Raw genomic sequence first — 13,845 nt, forward strand, 5'->3', positions numbered from 1 at the left:
CCCACCGGTGCAAAACGACGCATCGGTGGTTTTTTTGATCGAGATCAAAGCCCGTACCAGTGCCGCTGGTTAGAACAAAGCATACCAAGGGACCCCGTGTATGACCCAATCGACCCTTTATGCGCCGCAAGAACCGGTCTTTCCCCGCAAAGTATCGGGCCGTTTTCGCAATCTGAAATGGTGGATCATGGCGATCACCTTGGGGATTTACTACATCACCCCTTGGATCAGATGGGACCGAGGCGCGAACCTACCCGATCAAGCCGTGCTGGTCGATATGGCGAACCGCCGCTTCTATTTCTTCTGGATCGAAATCTGGCCCCACGAATTCTATTTTGTGGCGGGACTGCTGATCATGGCGGGGCTTGGCCTGTTCTTGTTCACATCTGCCATGGGCCGGGTGTGGTGTGGCTATACTTGCCCGCAAACGGTTTGGACCGACCTGTTTATTCTGGTTGAACGCTGGATTGAGGGAGACCGCAACGCGCGGGTGCGCCTGTACAATGCCAGGTGGGATCTCAAGAAATGGCGCCTGCGGCTGTTCAAATGGGGCATCTGGTTGGTCATCGCGGTCGCGACAGGTGGCGCGTGGGTGTTCTATTTTACGGACGCCCCCACTTTGTTGACTAACTTGCTGAACTTTTCGGCGCATCCGGCCGCCTACATCACCATCGCCATTCTAACAGCGACCACGTTTCTGTTTGGCGGCTTTGCGCGCGAACAAATCTGTATTTATGCCTGCCCATGGCCGCGCATTCAGGCTGCGATGATGGACCCTGACACCATCACCGTCGCTTACCGCGAATGGCGCGGCGAACCACGCCGCCATTCCGCCGAGGTCAAAGACGGTGCCGAGCAGGGCGATTGCATCGATTGCATGGCCTGCGTGAATGTCTGCCCTGTGGGGATCGACATCCGCGATGGTCAGCAAATGGAATGTATCACCTGCGCGCTGTGCATTGATGCCTGCGATGATGTGATGGAAAAGATCGGCAAACCGCGCGGCTTGATCGATTATATCGCGCTGTCAGACGAGCCGGCAGAACGTGCGGGCCAACCACCCACACTCGTCTGGAAACATATACTGCGCCCACGCACGATCTTTTACACCGCCATTTGGGGCGCGATCGGTGTCGGTTTGATGTATGCCTTGTTCATCCGCACGGATGTCGAACTGACGGTCAGCCCCGTGCGCAATCCGACCTATGTGCTGCAGTCTGACGGGGCTGTACGCAACATTTATGACGTGCGTTTGCGCAATAAAACGGGCGATGATCGCACATTCCATCTGAGCCTGACGAGCGATGAAATCCTGCGGATCGATCTTGAAGGGGCGGATGGTCTTCGCACCGTTCAGATCCCCGCCGACACCACGATTTTGCAACGCGTTTACGTGACAGCCCGCGCCAATGATCCGGCGGCCACCATCGCCATGACAGATTTGCGTCTTTGGGTTGAAGACATCGACACAAACGAACGCGCCAGCCGCAACACCACTTTCAACGGGAGAGACCAATGATAACCGAAATCAAAGGATGGCACGTTTTAACAGGCTTCATCATGGCGTTTGGCGTCATCATCTCGGTCAATCTGACACTGGCCTACAACGCCGTGCGCACGTTTCCGGGGTTGGAGGTCGCCAATTCCTACGTCGCCAGTCAGGCGTTTGATGAAAACCGCACAGCACAGCTTGCGCTGGGGTGGGACGTGTCCGCGCAGCTCAGCGGAAACATACTTTCGTTAATCATTCTTGAGGATGGCGCAGCGATTGCCCCCCAGATCGAACGCGCGACATTCGGGCGGGCCACCCATGTGGGGCAAGACCAGACGCCTGTGTTTGAATTTGATGGCACAGCCCTGCGGGCCACGATTGATGGTGGTGAGGGCAACTGGAACCTGCGATTGCGCGCCCGCGCAGCTGACGGAACCCTGTTTGAACAGCGGGTGATCGTTGAGGTCGCGGGATGATATCGGCCTGTCCCGCCTGTAGCGCCGCCCCCTTGGCCGAGGACATAGCGACCGGCCCCGGCCTGCAATTTTCGCTGCCCACGATCCATTGCGCGGCCTGCATCGGTAAGATCGAACGCGGCCTTGCGGCGGTGCCCGGCGTGCAGTCAGTGCGTGTTAATCTGTCACTGAAACGCCTGACCGTGGAAGGGCCCGTTGACCCCTCCGTGATTGAGGCGAACCTGACGAATTTAGGGTTTGAGGCCTACCCCCTCGACCTCGAAGCGCTGAGCGCGGCGCGTGATGATCAGGGCCGCGTGTTGCTGTTGCGCATGGCCGTTGCTGGTTTTGCAATGATGAATGTCATGTTGTTGTCCGTTGCCGTGTGGTCCGGCGCTGTGGATGCGACCCGTGATCTGTTCCACCTGATTTCAGCCATGATCGCGCTGCCCGTGGTCGCCTATTCCGGCCAGCCGTTTTTCCAGAATGCGTGGTCGGCCTTGCGCGTGCGTCGCCTGAATATGGATGTGCCGATTTCGCTGGCCATCATCCTTGCCGCTGGCATGTCACTGTTTGAAACGCTGAACGGTGGCGAACACGCCTATTTCGATGCGGCCCTGTCGTTGACGTTTTTCCTGCTGATCGGGCGGTACATGGACCACCAGACGCGCAGTGCCGCGCGCTCTGCCGCGAAAGAACTCACCGCGCTTGAGGTTCAGACGGCCCAGCGGTTGACGGCCAATGGCGTGCAGACGGTCAATGCCGCAGTCCTTCAAATTGGCGATGTGGTGCTGGTGGCGTCGGGCGCGCGCGTACCTGTTGACGGTGTTCTGGAAACCGAAGGGGCAGTTATGGACCGCGCCTTGCTGACAGGCGAAAGCGCGGCCGTTTCTGTCGACCGTGGGGATGCGTTGCAGATGGGCGAAGTGAACCTTGGCGCGCCGCTGCACATTCGCGCGACAGCCGTGGGCGAAGACACATCCCTGCGCCGCATGGCCGCGATGATCGAAACGGCGGAAAACGGGCGCAACAGCTATACGGCACTGGCGGACCGCGCTGCGCAAATCTATGCGCCCGCCGTTCACCTGCTGGCCTTGGTCGCCTTTCTGGGCTGGGTCGTGGCGACGGGTGATGTGCGCCATTCCCTTAACATCGCAATCGCGGTGTTGATCATCACGTGTCCCTGCGCCCTTGGCCTTGCTGTGCCTGCGGTTTCTACAGCCGCCATAAGCCGGTTGTTTTCTGCGGGGTATCTGGTGAAACACGCAACCGCGCTTGAACGGCTGGCGGACGTTGATCACATCGTGTTCGACAAGACCGGAACCCTGACACTGCCCGCGATTTCCCTATCTTCGCACTTCAATGACCGCGACAAAGCCATCGCAAAGGCGCTCGCGCAGGCATCAAACCACCCCCTGTCCAAGGCTTTGGTTGAGGAGGTCGGTGAGGTCGTTCCAGCCACGCTGCACGATATCGAAGAAATCGCAGGGCAGGGTGTTCAGGGCCGTCATGCGGGCCAGATTGTGCGCCTTGGCCGGGGTGCGTGGCTTGGTGCAGATTTCGCAGGGCTTGGGCTGAAGCTCGGTGATGGCGCCGCCCATGAAATCGAAGCATCCGAAACGTTGCGCCGCGGGATCAAGGACGCGCTGACCCACCTGAAACTGCCCGCCGAAATCCTGACGGGGGACGCGATTGGCCCTGCCCAAACCATTGCCAATCAGATCGGGTTGCCCGTTACGGCGCAGGCGCGCCCACAAGACAAACTGGATCGTCTGGATGCATTGGCAGCGCAGGGCCACGCTGTTTTGATGGTCGGGGACGGGTTGAATGACACCGCCGCATTGGCCAGCGCGCATGCGTCCATCGCCCCGTCCACAGCGCTTGAGGCGTCGCGCAACGCAGCCGATGTTGTCGCGCTGAAGGAAAGCTTTGTGGATCTGCCGCTTGTGCTGGCCGTCGCTGCGGCCAGCCGCAGCCTGTCGCAACAAAACTTTGCCATCGCGGCGGTCTATAACCTGATCGCTGTGCCCATCGCCCTGGCCGGATTTGCGACACCGCTGGCCGCGGCCCTTGCGATGTCGCTGTCATCTATTACCGTGCTTATGAATTCCCAACGGATGAGGTTTGTGAAATGAATGTTCTGGTTATTTTGATACCTGTTTCGCTTTTCCTTGGCGGTGTGGGTTTGGCGGCGTTTTTGTGGACGGTACGGTCGGATCAGTACGACGACGACAAAGGCAATGCAGCGCGCATTTTGCTGGACGACGATTAGGCATTTCGCCCATTGTAAATGTGATCCCGTAAGGGTGCACACGACAGCAGGGCAGGCGGATGACCAAGAACGTTCTTTTCATCATGTGCGACCAGTTGCGCGCCGATTATCTGGGCTGCGGCGGCCACCCGACCATTCGCACCCCCAACATTGACGCCCTTGCGGCGCGCGGCGTGCAGTTTAGCCAATCCTACGTCCAAAGCCCGATCTGCGGCCCCAGCCGGATGAGCACGTATACGGGGCGCTACGTCCGCAGCCACGGGTCTGATTACAATCAGGTGCCGTTGCGGGTCGGCGAATGGACGCTGGGCGATCACCTGAACAAGTTTGGTGCGCGCGCCGTGCTGTGCGGTAAGACCCATATGCGCGCTGACGTGGACGGTATGGCGCGCCTTGGCATTGATCCTGACAGTCCCAAAGGACGTCACATTGCAGAATGCGGTTTTGACGTTTGGGACCGTCTTGATGGCCTGCACCCAACGGGCGGGCGCGCGCCAAGCCATTACAACGACTATTTGCGACGCCACGGATTTGATGGTGAAAACCCGTGGGAAGAATGGGCGGCATCAGTCGTCGACATAGACGGGAAGGTGAAAAACGGCTGGTTGAACGAAAATGCGCATCTGCCGGCGCGCATCCCCGAAGAACATTCCGAAACCGCCTATTCCACAACTCGCGCGATTGAATTCATGCAGCAGGCGGACGGCGATCCTTGGTGCCTTCACCTCAGCTACATCAAGCCCCATTGGCCCATGGCTGCACCTGCGCCCTACCATGACATGTATGGGCCCGATGACATCGTGGCACCCGTGCGCGCCGGCCATGAAAAGACCGACGCGCATCCGGTGTATCGCCACAATCAAGACGTTCGCCATTCACAAATCTACAACCGCGACGGCGCGCGTGAAAAGGTCATCGCAAGCTACATGGGTCTGATCACCCAGATCGATGATCATATCGGCAGGCTAATTACCTTTATGGAAGACACAGGCCGGATGATGGACACGATGATTGTGTTCACGTCTGACCACGGCGATTATCTGGGCGATCATTGGATGGGTGAAAAGCTGTATTTTCATGACCAATCCGTGCGGGTGCCGATGATTATTTATGATCCGTCACCGCAGGCAGACGCCACACGCGGCACCACCGATCCACGCTTAAGCGAAGCCATCGATCTGGCCCCGACCATCGTGGATTTCATGGGCGGCGATGTTCAATCGCATATCCTAGAAGGGCGATCCTTGCTGCCATTGATCCGCGGGGAGGAGACCGACTGGCGGACCTGTGCGTTTTCGCAGGCCGATTTCAGTCACATTTCCACGCGCGCCGCCCTTGGCCATCCGGCCGAGGATTGCGGGATGGTCATGGCCTTTGATGGGCGCTGGAAATACGTCTACGCCAAGGGGCTTCCGGCGATGCTGTTTGATCTTGAAACCGATCCGCAGGAATTCAACGACCTTGGCGGCGATCCGGCCTTTGCGGATGAATGCGGCCGCATGCAGGCCCATGTTCTGGACTGGGCCTTGGGCGGTAAAACGCGGGTCACGCAAACGCAGGCCGAAATCGAAAACGCCAAACCCGCATCAGCAAGCGGTATCCTGATCGGGTTCTGGGATGAGGCCGAACACCGCGCCGCGCAGGCGCGCAACAACAGCTAAACGACAGGGTTGCATCAATTGTTGCTGGGGTATTTGATAGGCATATCCTATCGAAAGGCCGCGCCATGATCGACAAATTGGAAATGTTCATTGCCCTTGCACGCGAAGAACACTTTGGCCGGGCTGCTGCGGCGCAGGGCGTTACCCAACCGACGTTATCAGCGGCAATCAAACAGCTTGAGGATCAACTGGGCGTGATGCTGGTGTGGCGTGGGTCACGCTATCAAGGGCTGACCCCTGAAGGACAGCGCGCGCTGGATTGGGCACGCCGGATCGTCGGGGACGCGCGGTCTTTGCGCCAGGAAATGCGCGTCGCCCGCGAAGGCCTGTCAGGCGATCTGCGCCTTGCGGTGATCCCGACAGCCCTTACCGTGGTCAGCGACCTGACAGCAGGGTTTGGCGCCGCCCACCCGAATGTTCGGTTTTCGGTACAGTCCAAAACCTCTGCCGAAATTCTTTCGATGCTCGAAAACCTCGAAATTGATGCGGGGCTGACCTACCTTGATAACGAACCGCTGGGCCGTGTGACGACGGTGCCTTTGTACGCGGAACGCTATGTTTTGGTCGCCAAATCTGGCCATCCATTGCTGAACGGACCTGTGAAATGGTCTGATCTTGCCGATGTCCAGCTGTGTCTCTTGACGCCAGACATGCAAAACCGCCGCATTATCAACCAGCACCTCAGCGAAGCAGGGGTTGAGGTCGCGCCGCAAATCGAAAGCACCTCGGTCGTGGTGCTGGTCAGCCATGTAGTTCGCTCCAACTGGGCTACGATTCTGCCCGTGCGTGCGGCTGAAATTTTCCTCAAGGGGGATGATATTGGATCGGTGCCCTTGATCGAACCAGACGCGAGCCATGTTGTCGGCCTCGTTGCGCCGCACCGCGAACCGTTCACCCCTGTGCTCGCGGCGCTTTTGGAACGCGCCAGGTCGCTATCCGAGCTCAAGGGATATTGATAGGAGTCTTCTATCAATAAACGGAACAGCGATATTGATTGCCCGCGCAAAAACAGCGATAATTCCTGTAATTAAAGGAGTTGCCATATGGCTGACGCGCAGACCACCGAAACCATGACCGCGATCCTCGCCCAGAATTCCGGGCTTGAGGGACCGCTATTGCCTATTTTACATAGCGTTCAGGCCGAATTCGGGTTCATTCCGGGCGACGTTGTTCAGATCATCGCGGATCATCTGAACATCACCCGCGCAGAGGTTCATGGCGTCATTACATTTTACCACGATTTCCGCGATGCCCCTGCGGGCAAGCATGTCGTGAAAATTTGCCGCGCCGAGGCATGTCAGTCTGTTGGTGCGAACGCATTGTCTGAACGTGCTTTCGAAAAATTGGGCGTTGAATGGCATGGCACAACAGCGAACGGGAACGTGACGCTGGAACCTGTGTATTGCCTTGGTCTGTGTGCCTGCGGGCCGGCCGCGATGGTGGATGGTAAGGTTGTGGGCCGTGTGGATCACGCAAAGCTCGACAAGATTTTGGCGGAGGCCGGCGCATGAAAATTTACGTCCCCCTCGACTCGGCAGCATTGTCCCTTGGCGCGAATGATGTGGCGGATGCCATTGTTGCGCAGGCAGCGACGCGCGGCTTGGACGTCACGGTTGTGCGCAACGGCACACGCGGCATGATCTGGCTCGAACCGTTGGTAGAAGTCGAAACCGACGCGGGCCGTATTGGCTACGGTGCGGTTGACGTGTCCGATGTGCCCGCTTTGCTGGACGGCAAATTGACCAGCCTCGGTCTGGTTGAACAACTGGACTGGATGAAGGGCCAAACGCGCCTGACGTTCCAGCGCTGCGGTGTGATCGACCCGCTTGATCTGGCGGATTACGAGGCGCACGGCGGTCTGGCCGGATTGCGCAATGCGATTGCCATGACGCCAGCGGATGTTGTCGAAGAAGTCACAACCTCCGGTCTGCGCGGCCGTGGTGGTGCGGGCTTCCCGACGGGCATCAAATGGAACACGGTTCTGGGGGCGCAAGCCGACCAGAAATATATCGTCTGCAACGCGGATGAGGGCGACAGCGGCACATTTGCCGACCGCATGATCATGGAGGGCGACCCCTTCACCTTGATCGAGGGCATGATCATCGCCGGTTTGGCCGTTGAGGCCACGAAGGGCTATGTTTATTTGCGGTCTGAATACCCTGACGCGATTGATATCATGGAAAAGGCTGTGGTTTTGGCGCGAAATGCCGGGGTGCTTGGCGCGGATGTCCTCGGCTCTGGTCGCAGCTTTGATATGGAAATCCGCGTTGGTGCGGGGGCTTATGTGTGCGGCGAAGAGACGTCTTTGCTGAACTCGCTTGAAGGCAAGCGCGGCGTCGTGCGGGCCAAGCCACCGCTGCCCGCCCTCGAGGGGTTCTTGGGCAAACCAACCGTTGTGAACAACGTGATTTCATTGGCGACGGTTCCGGTGATCCTTGAAAAAGGCGCGCAGCATTATGCGGACTTTGGCCTTGGTCGGTCAAAGGGCACGATTCCGATCCAGATCGCGGGCAACGTGAAATTTGGCGGGCTGTATGAAACGGCCTTCGGCATGCCGCTGGGTGAATTGGTCGACACGGTTGCGGGCGGCACATTGTCCGGCGCGCCGGTTAAGGCCGTGCAGGTCGGCGGGCCGCTGGGCGCGTATATGCCGCGCGACAAGTTCGACACGCCGTTTGGTTACGAAGAATTTGACGGGCAGGGCGGGCTGATCGGCCACGCTGGCCTTGTTGTGTTCGACGACACGGCCAACATGCTGGGTATGGCGCGGTTCGCGATGGAATTTTGTGCCGTTGAAAGCTGCGGCAAATGTACGCCGTGCCGCATCGGTGCCGTGCGCGGTGTTGAAACGATTGACCGTATCGGCAAGGGCGACGCGGATGCGATCCCGCTGCTCGAAGACCTGTGTGAGACGATGAAAGACGGCTCACTTTGCGCGCTTGGCGGGTTCACACCTTACCCTGTTTTGTCCGCTCTCCATAATTTCCCAGACGATTTTGCGACCCAGAAGGAAGCTGCCGAATGAAAGATTTCATCCTCCCCACCCGCATGGCGAATGGCGACATCGATATGGGCACGCCGCGATCAAAATCGACTACGATGGTAACGCTAAAGATCGATGGCTTCGATGTGACGGTGCCCGAAGGCACATCCGTCATGCGCGCCTCTGCGGAAGCGGGCATTCAGGTGCCAAAGCTCTGTGCGTCCGACAACCTTGAGGCCTTTGGATCCTGCCGTTTGTGCGTTGTTGAAATCGAGGGCCGCCGCGGCACGCCCGCGTCCTGCACGACCCCTGTGATGGACGGCATGATTGTGAAAACGCAATCTTCCAAGGTCAAAAAGATACGTAAAGGCGTGATGGAATTGTACATTTCCGATCACCCGCTGGATTGTCTGACTTGCGCGGCCAACGGTGATTGTGAATTGCAAGACATGGCCGGAATGGTCGGTCTGCGCGATGTGCGCTATGAGGCCGTCGCAAACCATTTCGAGGCGCGCAATTCATCTGGCGACGTGAATACCCAATTCATCCCCAAAGACGACAGCAATCCCTATTTCACTTATGATCCCGCCAAGTGCATTGTGTGTAGCCGTTGCGTGCGCGCCTGCGAAGAAGTGCAGGGCACATTCGCATTGACCATCACGGGGTCCGGTTTTGATAGCCGCGTGTCTGCGGGTGCTGGCGGCGATGATTTCATGTCGTCTGATTGTGTGTCTTGTGGTGCCTGCGTGCAGGCCTGCCCGACGGCGACGTTGCAGGAAAAATCCGTGATCGAAATGGGCACGCCGGAACGCTCCGTGATTACAACTTGCGCCTATTGCGGCGTCGGCTGTTCGTTCAAGGCTGAACTGAACGGCGACGAACTCGTTCGCATGACGCCTTACAAACACGGCGAAGCCAACCGTGGCCATTCCTGCGTGAAGGGCCGCTTTGCATGGGGCTATGCCAACCACAACGACCGTATCCTGAACCCGATGATCCGCGACAAGATCACGGACCCATGGCGCGAAGTCAGCTGGGACGAGGCGATCAACTACACCGCCACCAAACTGCGCGATCTGCAATCCAAACACGGCGTCAAATCCATCGGCGGCATCACATCCAGCCGTTGCACGAACGAGGAAACATACCTCGTCCAGAAGATGATCCGCTCGACCTTTGGCAACAACAACACCGACACCTGCGCGCGGGTCTGCCATTCACCTACCGGGTACGGTTTGAAGACGACGTTCGGTACGTCCGCTGGTACGCAGAACTTTGATTCCGTTGAAGAAACTGACGTCGTTATCATCATCGGTGCGAACCCGACGGACGGTCACCCTGTGTTTGCATCCCGCCTGAAAAAACGTCTGCGGGCAGGGGCTAAGCTGATCGTAATTGACCCGCGCCGCACCGACATCGTGAAATCCGCGCACATCGAAGCACAGCATCACCTGCCGCTGCTTCCGGGCACGAACGTGGCTGTTTTGTCATCCATCGCCCATGTGATCGTCACCGAGGGGCTGATGGACGAGGATTTCATCCGCACCCGCTGTGACTGGGACGAATTTGCGCATTATGCTGAATTTATCTCCGACCCGCGCCATTCCCCCGAAGCGACAGCGATGTTGACAGGCGTGGATGCCACAGAACTGCGCGCGGCGGCCAAATTGTTCGCCACAGGCGGCAATGGGTCGATCTATTACGGTTTGGGTGTCACCGAACACTCACAAGGATCGACCACCGTTATGGCCATCGCGAACCTTGCGATGATGACGGGCAACTTGGGCAAAAACGGCGTGGGCGTGAACCCGCTGCGCGGTCAGAATAACGTGCAAGGTGCCTGTGATATGGGGTCTTTCCCGCACGAACTGCCCGGCTACCGCCACGTGTCCGACGACGCCACCCGCGAAGTGTTTGAGGCGATTTGGGGCACCACAATCGACCCCGAACCCGGCCTGCGCATCCCTAACATGTTGGACGCGGCTGTCGATGGCACGTTCAAAGGCATCTACATCCAAGGCGAAGACATCCTGCAATCCGACCCTGACACCAAACACGTCAAAGCCGGGCTTGAGGCGATGGAATGTGTGATCGTGCATGATCTGTTCTTGAACGAAACGGCCAACTACGCCCATGTGTTCCTGCCCGGTTCCACGTTCCTTGAGAAGGACGGCACATTCACCAACGCCGAACGCCGCATCAACCGCGTGCGCAAGGTGATGGCCCCGAAAAACGGCTATGCCGATTGGGAGGTCACGATGCTGTTGGCCAACGCCATGGACAGCGGCTGGACCTACACGCACCCGAGCCAGATCATGGATGAAATTGCAGCCACAACGCCTGGTTTTGCCAATGTGAACTATGAAATGCTCGAAACACGCGGGTCCGTGCAGTGGCCCTGCAACGATGACAAACCTGATGGGTCGCCCATCATGCACATCGACGGTTTCGCACGCGGCAAAGGCCAGTTCATCATCACCGAATATGTGGCGACGGACGAAAAGACAGGGCCACGCTTCCCGCTGCTGCTGACGACGGGGCGCATCTTGTCGCAATACAACGTCGGCGCGCAGACGCGTCGCACGGAAAATTCGCAGTGGCATGAGGAAGATCTGCTCGAAATTCACCCGCATGACGCCGAAGTGCGCGGCATTCGCGATGGTCAATATGTGCGTCTTGCGTCCCGTGCCGGCGAAACGCAATTGCGAGCCACCATTACGGACCGCGTCTCCACGGGTGTGGTTTACACGACCTTCCACCACCCTGACACGCAGGCCAATGTGATCACCACGGATTATTCGGATTGGGCCACGAACTGCCCTGAATACAAGGTCACGGCGGTGCAGGTCGCGCTGTCCAATGGTCCGTCCGAATGGCAAGAAGAATATAACGAACAGGCCGAACAATCGCGCCGCATTCTTCCGGCTGCTGAATGACAGGATCGCGCGCCACAAACGCCCTGACGGTCAGCAAAGGGTGCGCGGTGCAAACCACGCGTGCGCTGCCCGAAGAGGTGCCCGTGGCGCTGGTTTATAACGGAACCACCCAAGCCGTCATGATGGCGACGCCCTGCGATCTGGTCGATTTCGGGCGCGGGTTTACCCGCACCGAAGGCTGGGGCACGCCCGATAGCATCGATGTTGTGGCCCACGAAAACGGAATAGAGGTCCAGATGTGGTTGCCCGAGGGTGAGGCCGAAACACTGGCCACCCGCCGCCGTGCCATGGCGGGCCCTGTGGGCTGCGGATTGTGTGGTATCGACAGTCTTGAACAGGCCGCACGCACTGTGCCTGCGGTGACGGCGACTGCGACGTTGACCCCAACCCAAATCGCGTCAGCAATGCGGGCCCTGCGCGACGGTCAGGCGCTGCACGATAAGACTCGCGCGGTTCATGCCGCTGCTTTCTTTGATCTAAAACAAGGGCTTGTCGCTATTCGCGAAGACGTGGGGCGGCACAATGCGCTGGATAAACTGATCGGTGCTACGGTTGATTGCACCGTTGGCGCGGTGGTTTTGACGTCCCGCGTGTCGGTTGAAATGGTCCAAAAATCGGCCATGGCGGGGGCACCGGTGATCCTTGCTGTGTCTGCGCCCACCACGCTGGCGGTCAAGACGGCTGAGGCCGCTAATATTACTCTCGTCGCGTTGGCGCGCGATGATACGTTTGAAGTTTTCACCCATCCCAATCGCATCCAAACCGAGGAGGCTTCAGATGTCGCCTGACAAAATCACCCGTATGGCCAACCAGATCGCCACGTTTTTCGCAACGCAGCCAGATGCGGACAAAGCGGGCCGCGTTGCCGACCACCTAAAGGAATTCTGGGAACCGCGTATGCTGGACCAGCTGGCCGATCATCTGAAAAACGGCGGTGACGGGCTGAGCCCGCTGGCGCTGGACGGGTGCAAACGAGTGCTGGAACTGCCAGCCTAACGCCACGCCTTGCCCCGAAATGGTCAGGGTTTCCACGCTTGCCTGCCACGCGACAGGGCCATAACGTCTTGATATGGCGGCAGGTACATCATGATCAGACCCATTTTACACTCGCTTCGCCGCGACTATATGGATGTGCGTCTGCGCAACGAGCGTGACCGGATGGTGCGCATTGTCGAACATCCCGGCCGTTGGATGAGCGACGCAGACCTCGCGGCACTTAGCCGCGATCTTCGCACCATAGCCGCCCGAACCCTACCGGACGGCGGGCTGACGTACGGCGTGTTTTCAGGCGATCGCGCGCATTTGTCGGACACTATCATAACATTGGTCACCCTGCGCGATGGCACACCGATTGCCTTTAATGCGCTGGCAATCATGACCTTGGACACTGTGCCTGACCCAACGCCAGTGTTGCACCTTGGCCTTGTGATGATTGACCCGGATCAGCAATCCGGCGGGCTGTCCTGGGTTTTGTATGGCCTGACCTGTTTTTTGCTGTTCGTGCGCAATCAGTTTCGCCCGATCTGGGTGTCCAGCGTCACGCAGGTGCCCGCAGTTGTGGGCATGGTCTCCAATATGTTTTCTGACGTCTGGCCCAAACCCGATGCAGACAGGCGCACGCTGGCCCATGTCTTGTTGGCGCGCCGTATCATGGACAATCACCGCCACGTGTTCGGCGTTGGCCAGGACGCCACTTTTGATGAGGCGCGTTTTGTCATCACCAACGCCTATACAGGCGGGTCGGATGATCTGAAAAAAACATGGGACAGCGCCCACAAACACCGCGATGCAGTGTTCAATACATTCTGCGCGAAGGAACTCGACTATGAGCGTGGCGATGACGTCCTGCAACTTGGCCGTATGGACCTCGCGGCGCTGCGTCACTACCTCACCCGCGATGTGCCTGCGTCCGCGGTCCTTGGTGTTCTCACGACAAGCCTGTTTGTGGGGCTGCGCCATTTGATCCTGCCTGTTTTCCATTGGTTTGATACCAAACGACAGTTTTCCATTCTGCGCCCTGCAAAGGATGCGGATGATGTGTGATGT

At 58.5% G+C, this 13,845-nt stretch carries 12 protein-coding genes; all 12 read left to right on the forward strand.

From position 1 onward, the window contains the following. Positions 1–100 precede the first annotated feature (100 nt). The 12 genes from ccoG to L0664_RS04755 all read left to right on the forward strand — a co-directional run bounded on the left by ccoG (position 101) and on the right by L0664_RS04755 (position 13,842). Positions 101–1,519, forward strand: coding sequence for a cytochrome c oxidase accessory protein CcoG (gene ccoG, locus L0664_RS04700; protein ID WP_235224460.1), 1,419 nt, complete (start codon positions 101–103; stop codon positions 1,517–1,519). Beyond that, entirely contained in the window at positions 1,516–1,968 is a 453-nt protein-coding gene (locus L0664_RS04705; RefSeq protein ID WP_235224461.1) for a FixH family protein, read from the forward strand. The genes ccoG and L0664_RS04705 overlap by 4 nt, the downstream gene beginning before the upstream one ends. After that, positions 1,965–4,082: a heavy metal translocating P-type ATPase gene (locus L0664_RS04710; protein WP_235224462.1), complete on the forward strand. Its 2,118-nt coding sequence runs from the start codon at positions 1,965–1,967 to the stop codon at positions 4,080–4,082. Before L0664_RS04705 ends, L0664_RS04710 begins: the two co-directional genes overlap by 4 nt. Then, a complete protein-coding gene (ccoS, locus tag L0664_RS04715) occupies positions 4,079–4,219 on the forward strand; it encodes a cbb3-type cytochrome oxidase assembly protein CcoS (RefSeq protein WP_235224463.1) in 141 nt (46 codons plus the stop codon). Before L0664_RS04710 ends, ccoS begins: the two co-directional genes overlap by 4 nt. A gap of 59 nt (positions 4,220–4,278) precedes the next feature. Beyond that, complete coding sequence (locus tag L0664_RS04720) at positions 4,279–5,880, forward strand: sulfatase-like hydrolase/transferase (protein WP_235224464.1); 1,602 nt, start codon at positions 4,279–4,281, stop codon at positions 5,878–5,880. Between the two features lie 65 nt (positions 5,881–5,945). Then, positions 5,946–6,836: a LysR family transcriptional regulator gene (locus L0664_RS04725; RefSeq protein WP_235224465.1), complete on the forward strand. Its 891-nt coding sequence runs from the start codon at positions 5,946–5,948 to the stop codon at positions 6,834–6,836. Positions 6,837–6,923: 87 nt separating this feature from the next. Then, positions 6,924–7,391: a formate dehydrogenase subunit gamma gene (locus L0664_RS04730; RefSeq protein ID WP_235224466.1), complete on the forward strand. Its 468-nt coding sequence runs from the start codon at positions 6,924–6,926 to the stop codon at positions 7,389–7,391. Next, a complete protein-coding gene (locus L0664_RS04735) occupies positions 7,388–8,905 on the forward strand; it encodes a formate dehydrogenase beta subunit (protein ID WP_235224467.1) in 1,518 nt (505 codons plus the stop codon). Before L0664_RS04730 ends, L0664_RS04735 begins: the two co-directional genes overlap by 4 nt. Continuing rightward, on the forward strand, positions 8,902–11,799 hold the full coding sequence (gene fdhF / locus L0664_RS04740; RefSeq protein WP_235224468.1) for a formate dehydrogenase subunit alpha: 2,898 nt from the start codon (positions 8,902–8,904) through the stop codon (positions 11,797–11,799). Before L0664_RS04735 ends, fdhF begins: the two co-directional genes overlap by 4 nt. Further along, a complete protein-coding gene (gene fdhD / locus L0664_RS04745) occupies positions 11,796–12,587 on the forward strand; it encodes a formate dehydrogenase accessory sulfurtransferase FdhD (RefSeq protein WP_235224469.1) in 792 nt (263 codons plus the stop codon). Before fdhF ends, fdhD begins: the two co-directional genes overlap by 4 nt. After that, complete coding sequence (locus tag L0664_RS04750; protein WP_235224470.1) at positions 12,577–12,795, forward strand: formate dehydrogenase subunit delta; 219 nt, start codon at positions 12,577–12,579, stop codon at positions 12,793–12,795. Before fdhD ends, L0664_RS04750 begins: the two co-directional genes overlap by 11 nt. Before the next feature lie 90 nt (positions 12,796–12,885). Continuing rightward, entirely contained in the window at positions 12,886–13,842 is a 957-nt protein-coding gene (locus tag L0664_RS04755; RefSeq protein WP_235224471.1) for a hypothetical protein, read from the forward strand. The last annotated feature ends 3 nt before the right edge of the window (positions 13,843–13,845 follow it).

The organism is Octadecabacter dasysiphoniae (assembly GCF_021532615.1).
Taxonomy (GTDB): domain Bacteria; phylum Pseudomonadota; class Alphaproteobacteria; order Rhodobacterales; family Rhodobacteraceae; genus Octadecabacter; species Octadecabacter dasysiphoniae.

What these genes read in the sequence shown, in the direction of transcription:
- ccoG (WP_235224460.1), top strand. Translation starts at nt 101, where the DNA reads ATGACCCAATCGACCCTTTATGCGCCGCAAGAACCGGTCTTTCCCCGC.
- L0664_RS04705 (WP_235224461.1), top strand. Translation starts at nt 1,516, where the DNA reads ATGATAACCGAAATCAAAGGATGGCACGTTTTAACAGGCTTCATCATG.
- L0664_RS04710 (WP_235224462.1), top strand. Translation starts at nt 1,965, where the DNA reads ATGATATCGGCCTGTCCCGCCTGTAGCGCCGCCCCCTTGGCCGAGGAC.
- ccoS (WP_235224463.1), top strand. Translation starts at nt 4,079, where the DNA reads ATGAATGTTCTGGTTATTTTGATACCTGTTTCGCTTTTCCTTGGCGGT.
- L0664_RS04720 (WP_235224464.1), top strand. Translation starts at nt 4,279, where the DNA reads ATGACCAAGAACGTTCTTTTCATCATGTGCGACCAGTTGCGCGCCGAT.
- L0664_RS04725 (WP_235224465.1), top strand. Translation starts at nt 5,946, where the DNA reads ATGATCGACAAATTGGAAATGTTCATTGCCCTTGCACGCGAAGAACAC.
- L0664_RS04730 (WP_235224466.1), top strand. Translation starts at nt 6,924, where the DNA reads ATGGCTGACGCGCAGACCACCGAAACCATGACCGCGATCCTCGCCCAG.
- L0664_RS04735 (WP_235224467.1), top strand. Translation starts at nt 7,388, where the DNA reads ATGAAAATTTACGTCCCCCTCGACTCGGCAGCATTGTCCCTTGGCGCG.
- fdhF (WP_235224468.1), top strand. Translation starts at nt 8,902, where the DNA reads ATGAAAGATTTCATCCTCCCCACCCGCATGGCGAATGGCGACATCGAT.
- fdhD (WP_235224469.1), top strand. Translation starts at nt 11,796, where the DNA reads ATGACAGGATCGCGCGCCACAAACGCCCTGACGGTCAGCAAAGGGTGC.
- L0664_RS04750 (WP_235224470.1), top strand. Translation starts at nt 12,577, where the DNA reads ATGTCGCCTGACAAAATCACCCGTATGGCCAACCAGATCGCCACGTTT.
- L0664_RS04755 (WP_235224471.1), top strand. Translation starts at nt 12,886, where the DNA reads ATGATCAGACCCATTTTACACTCGCTTCGCCGCGACTATATGGATGTG.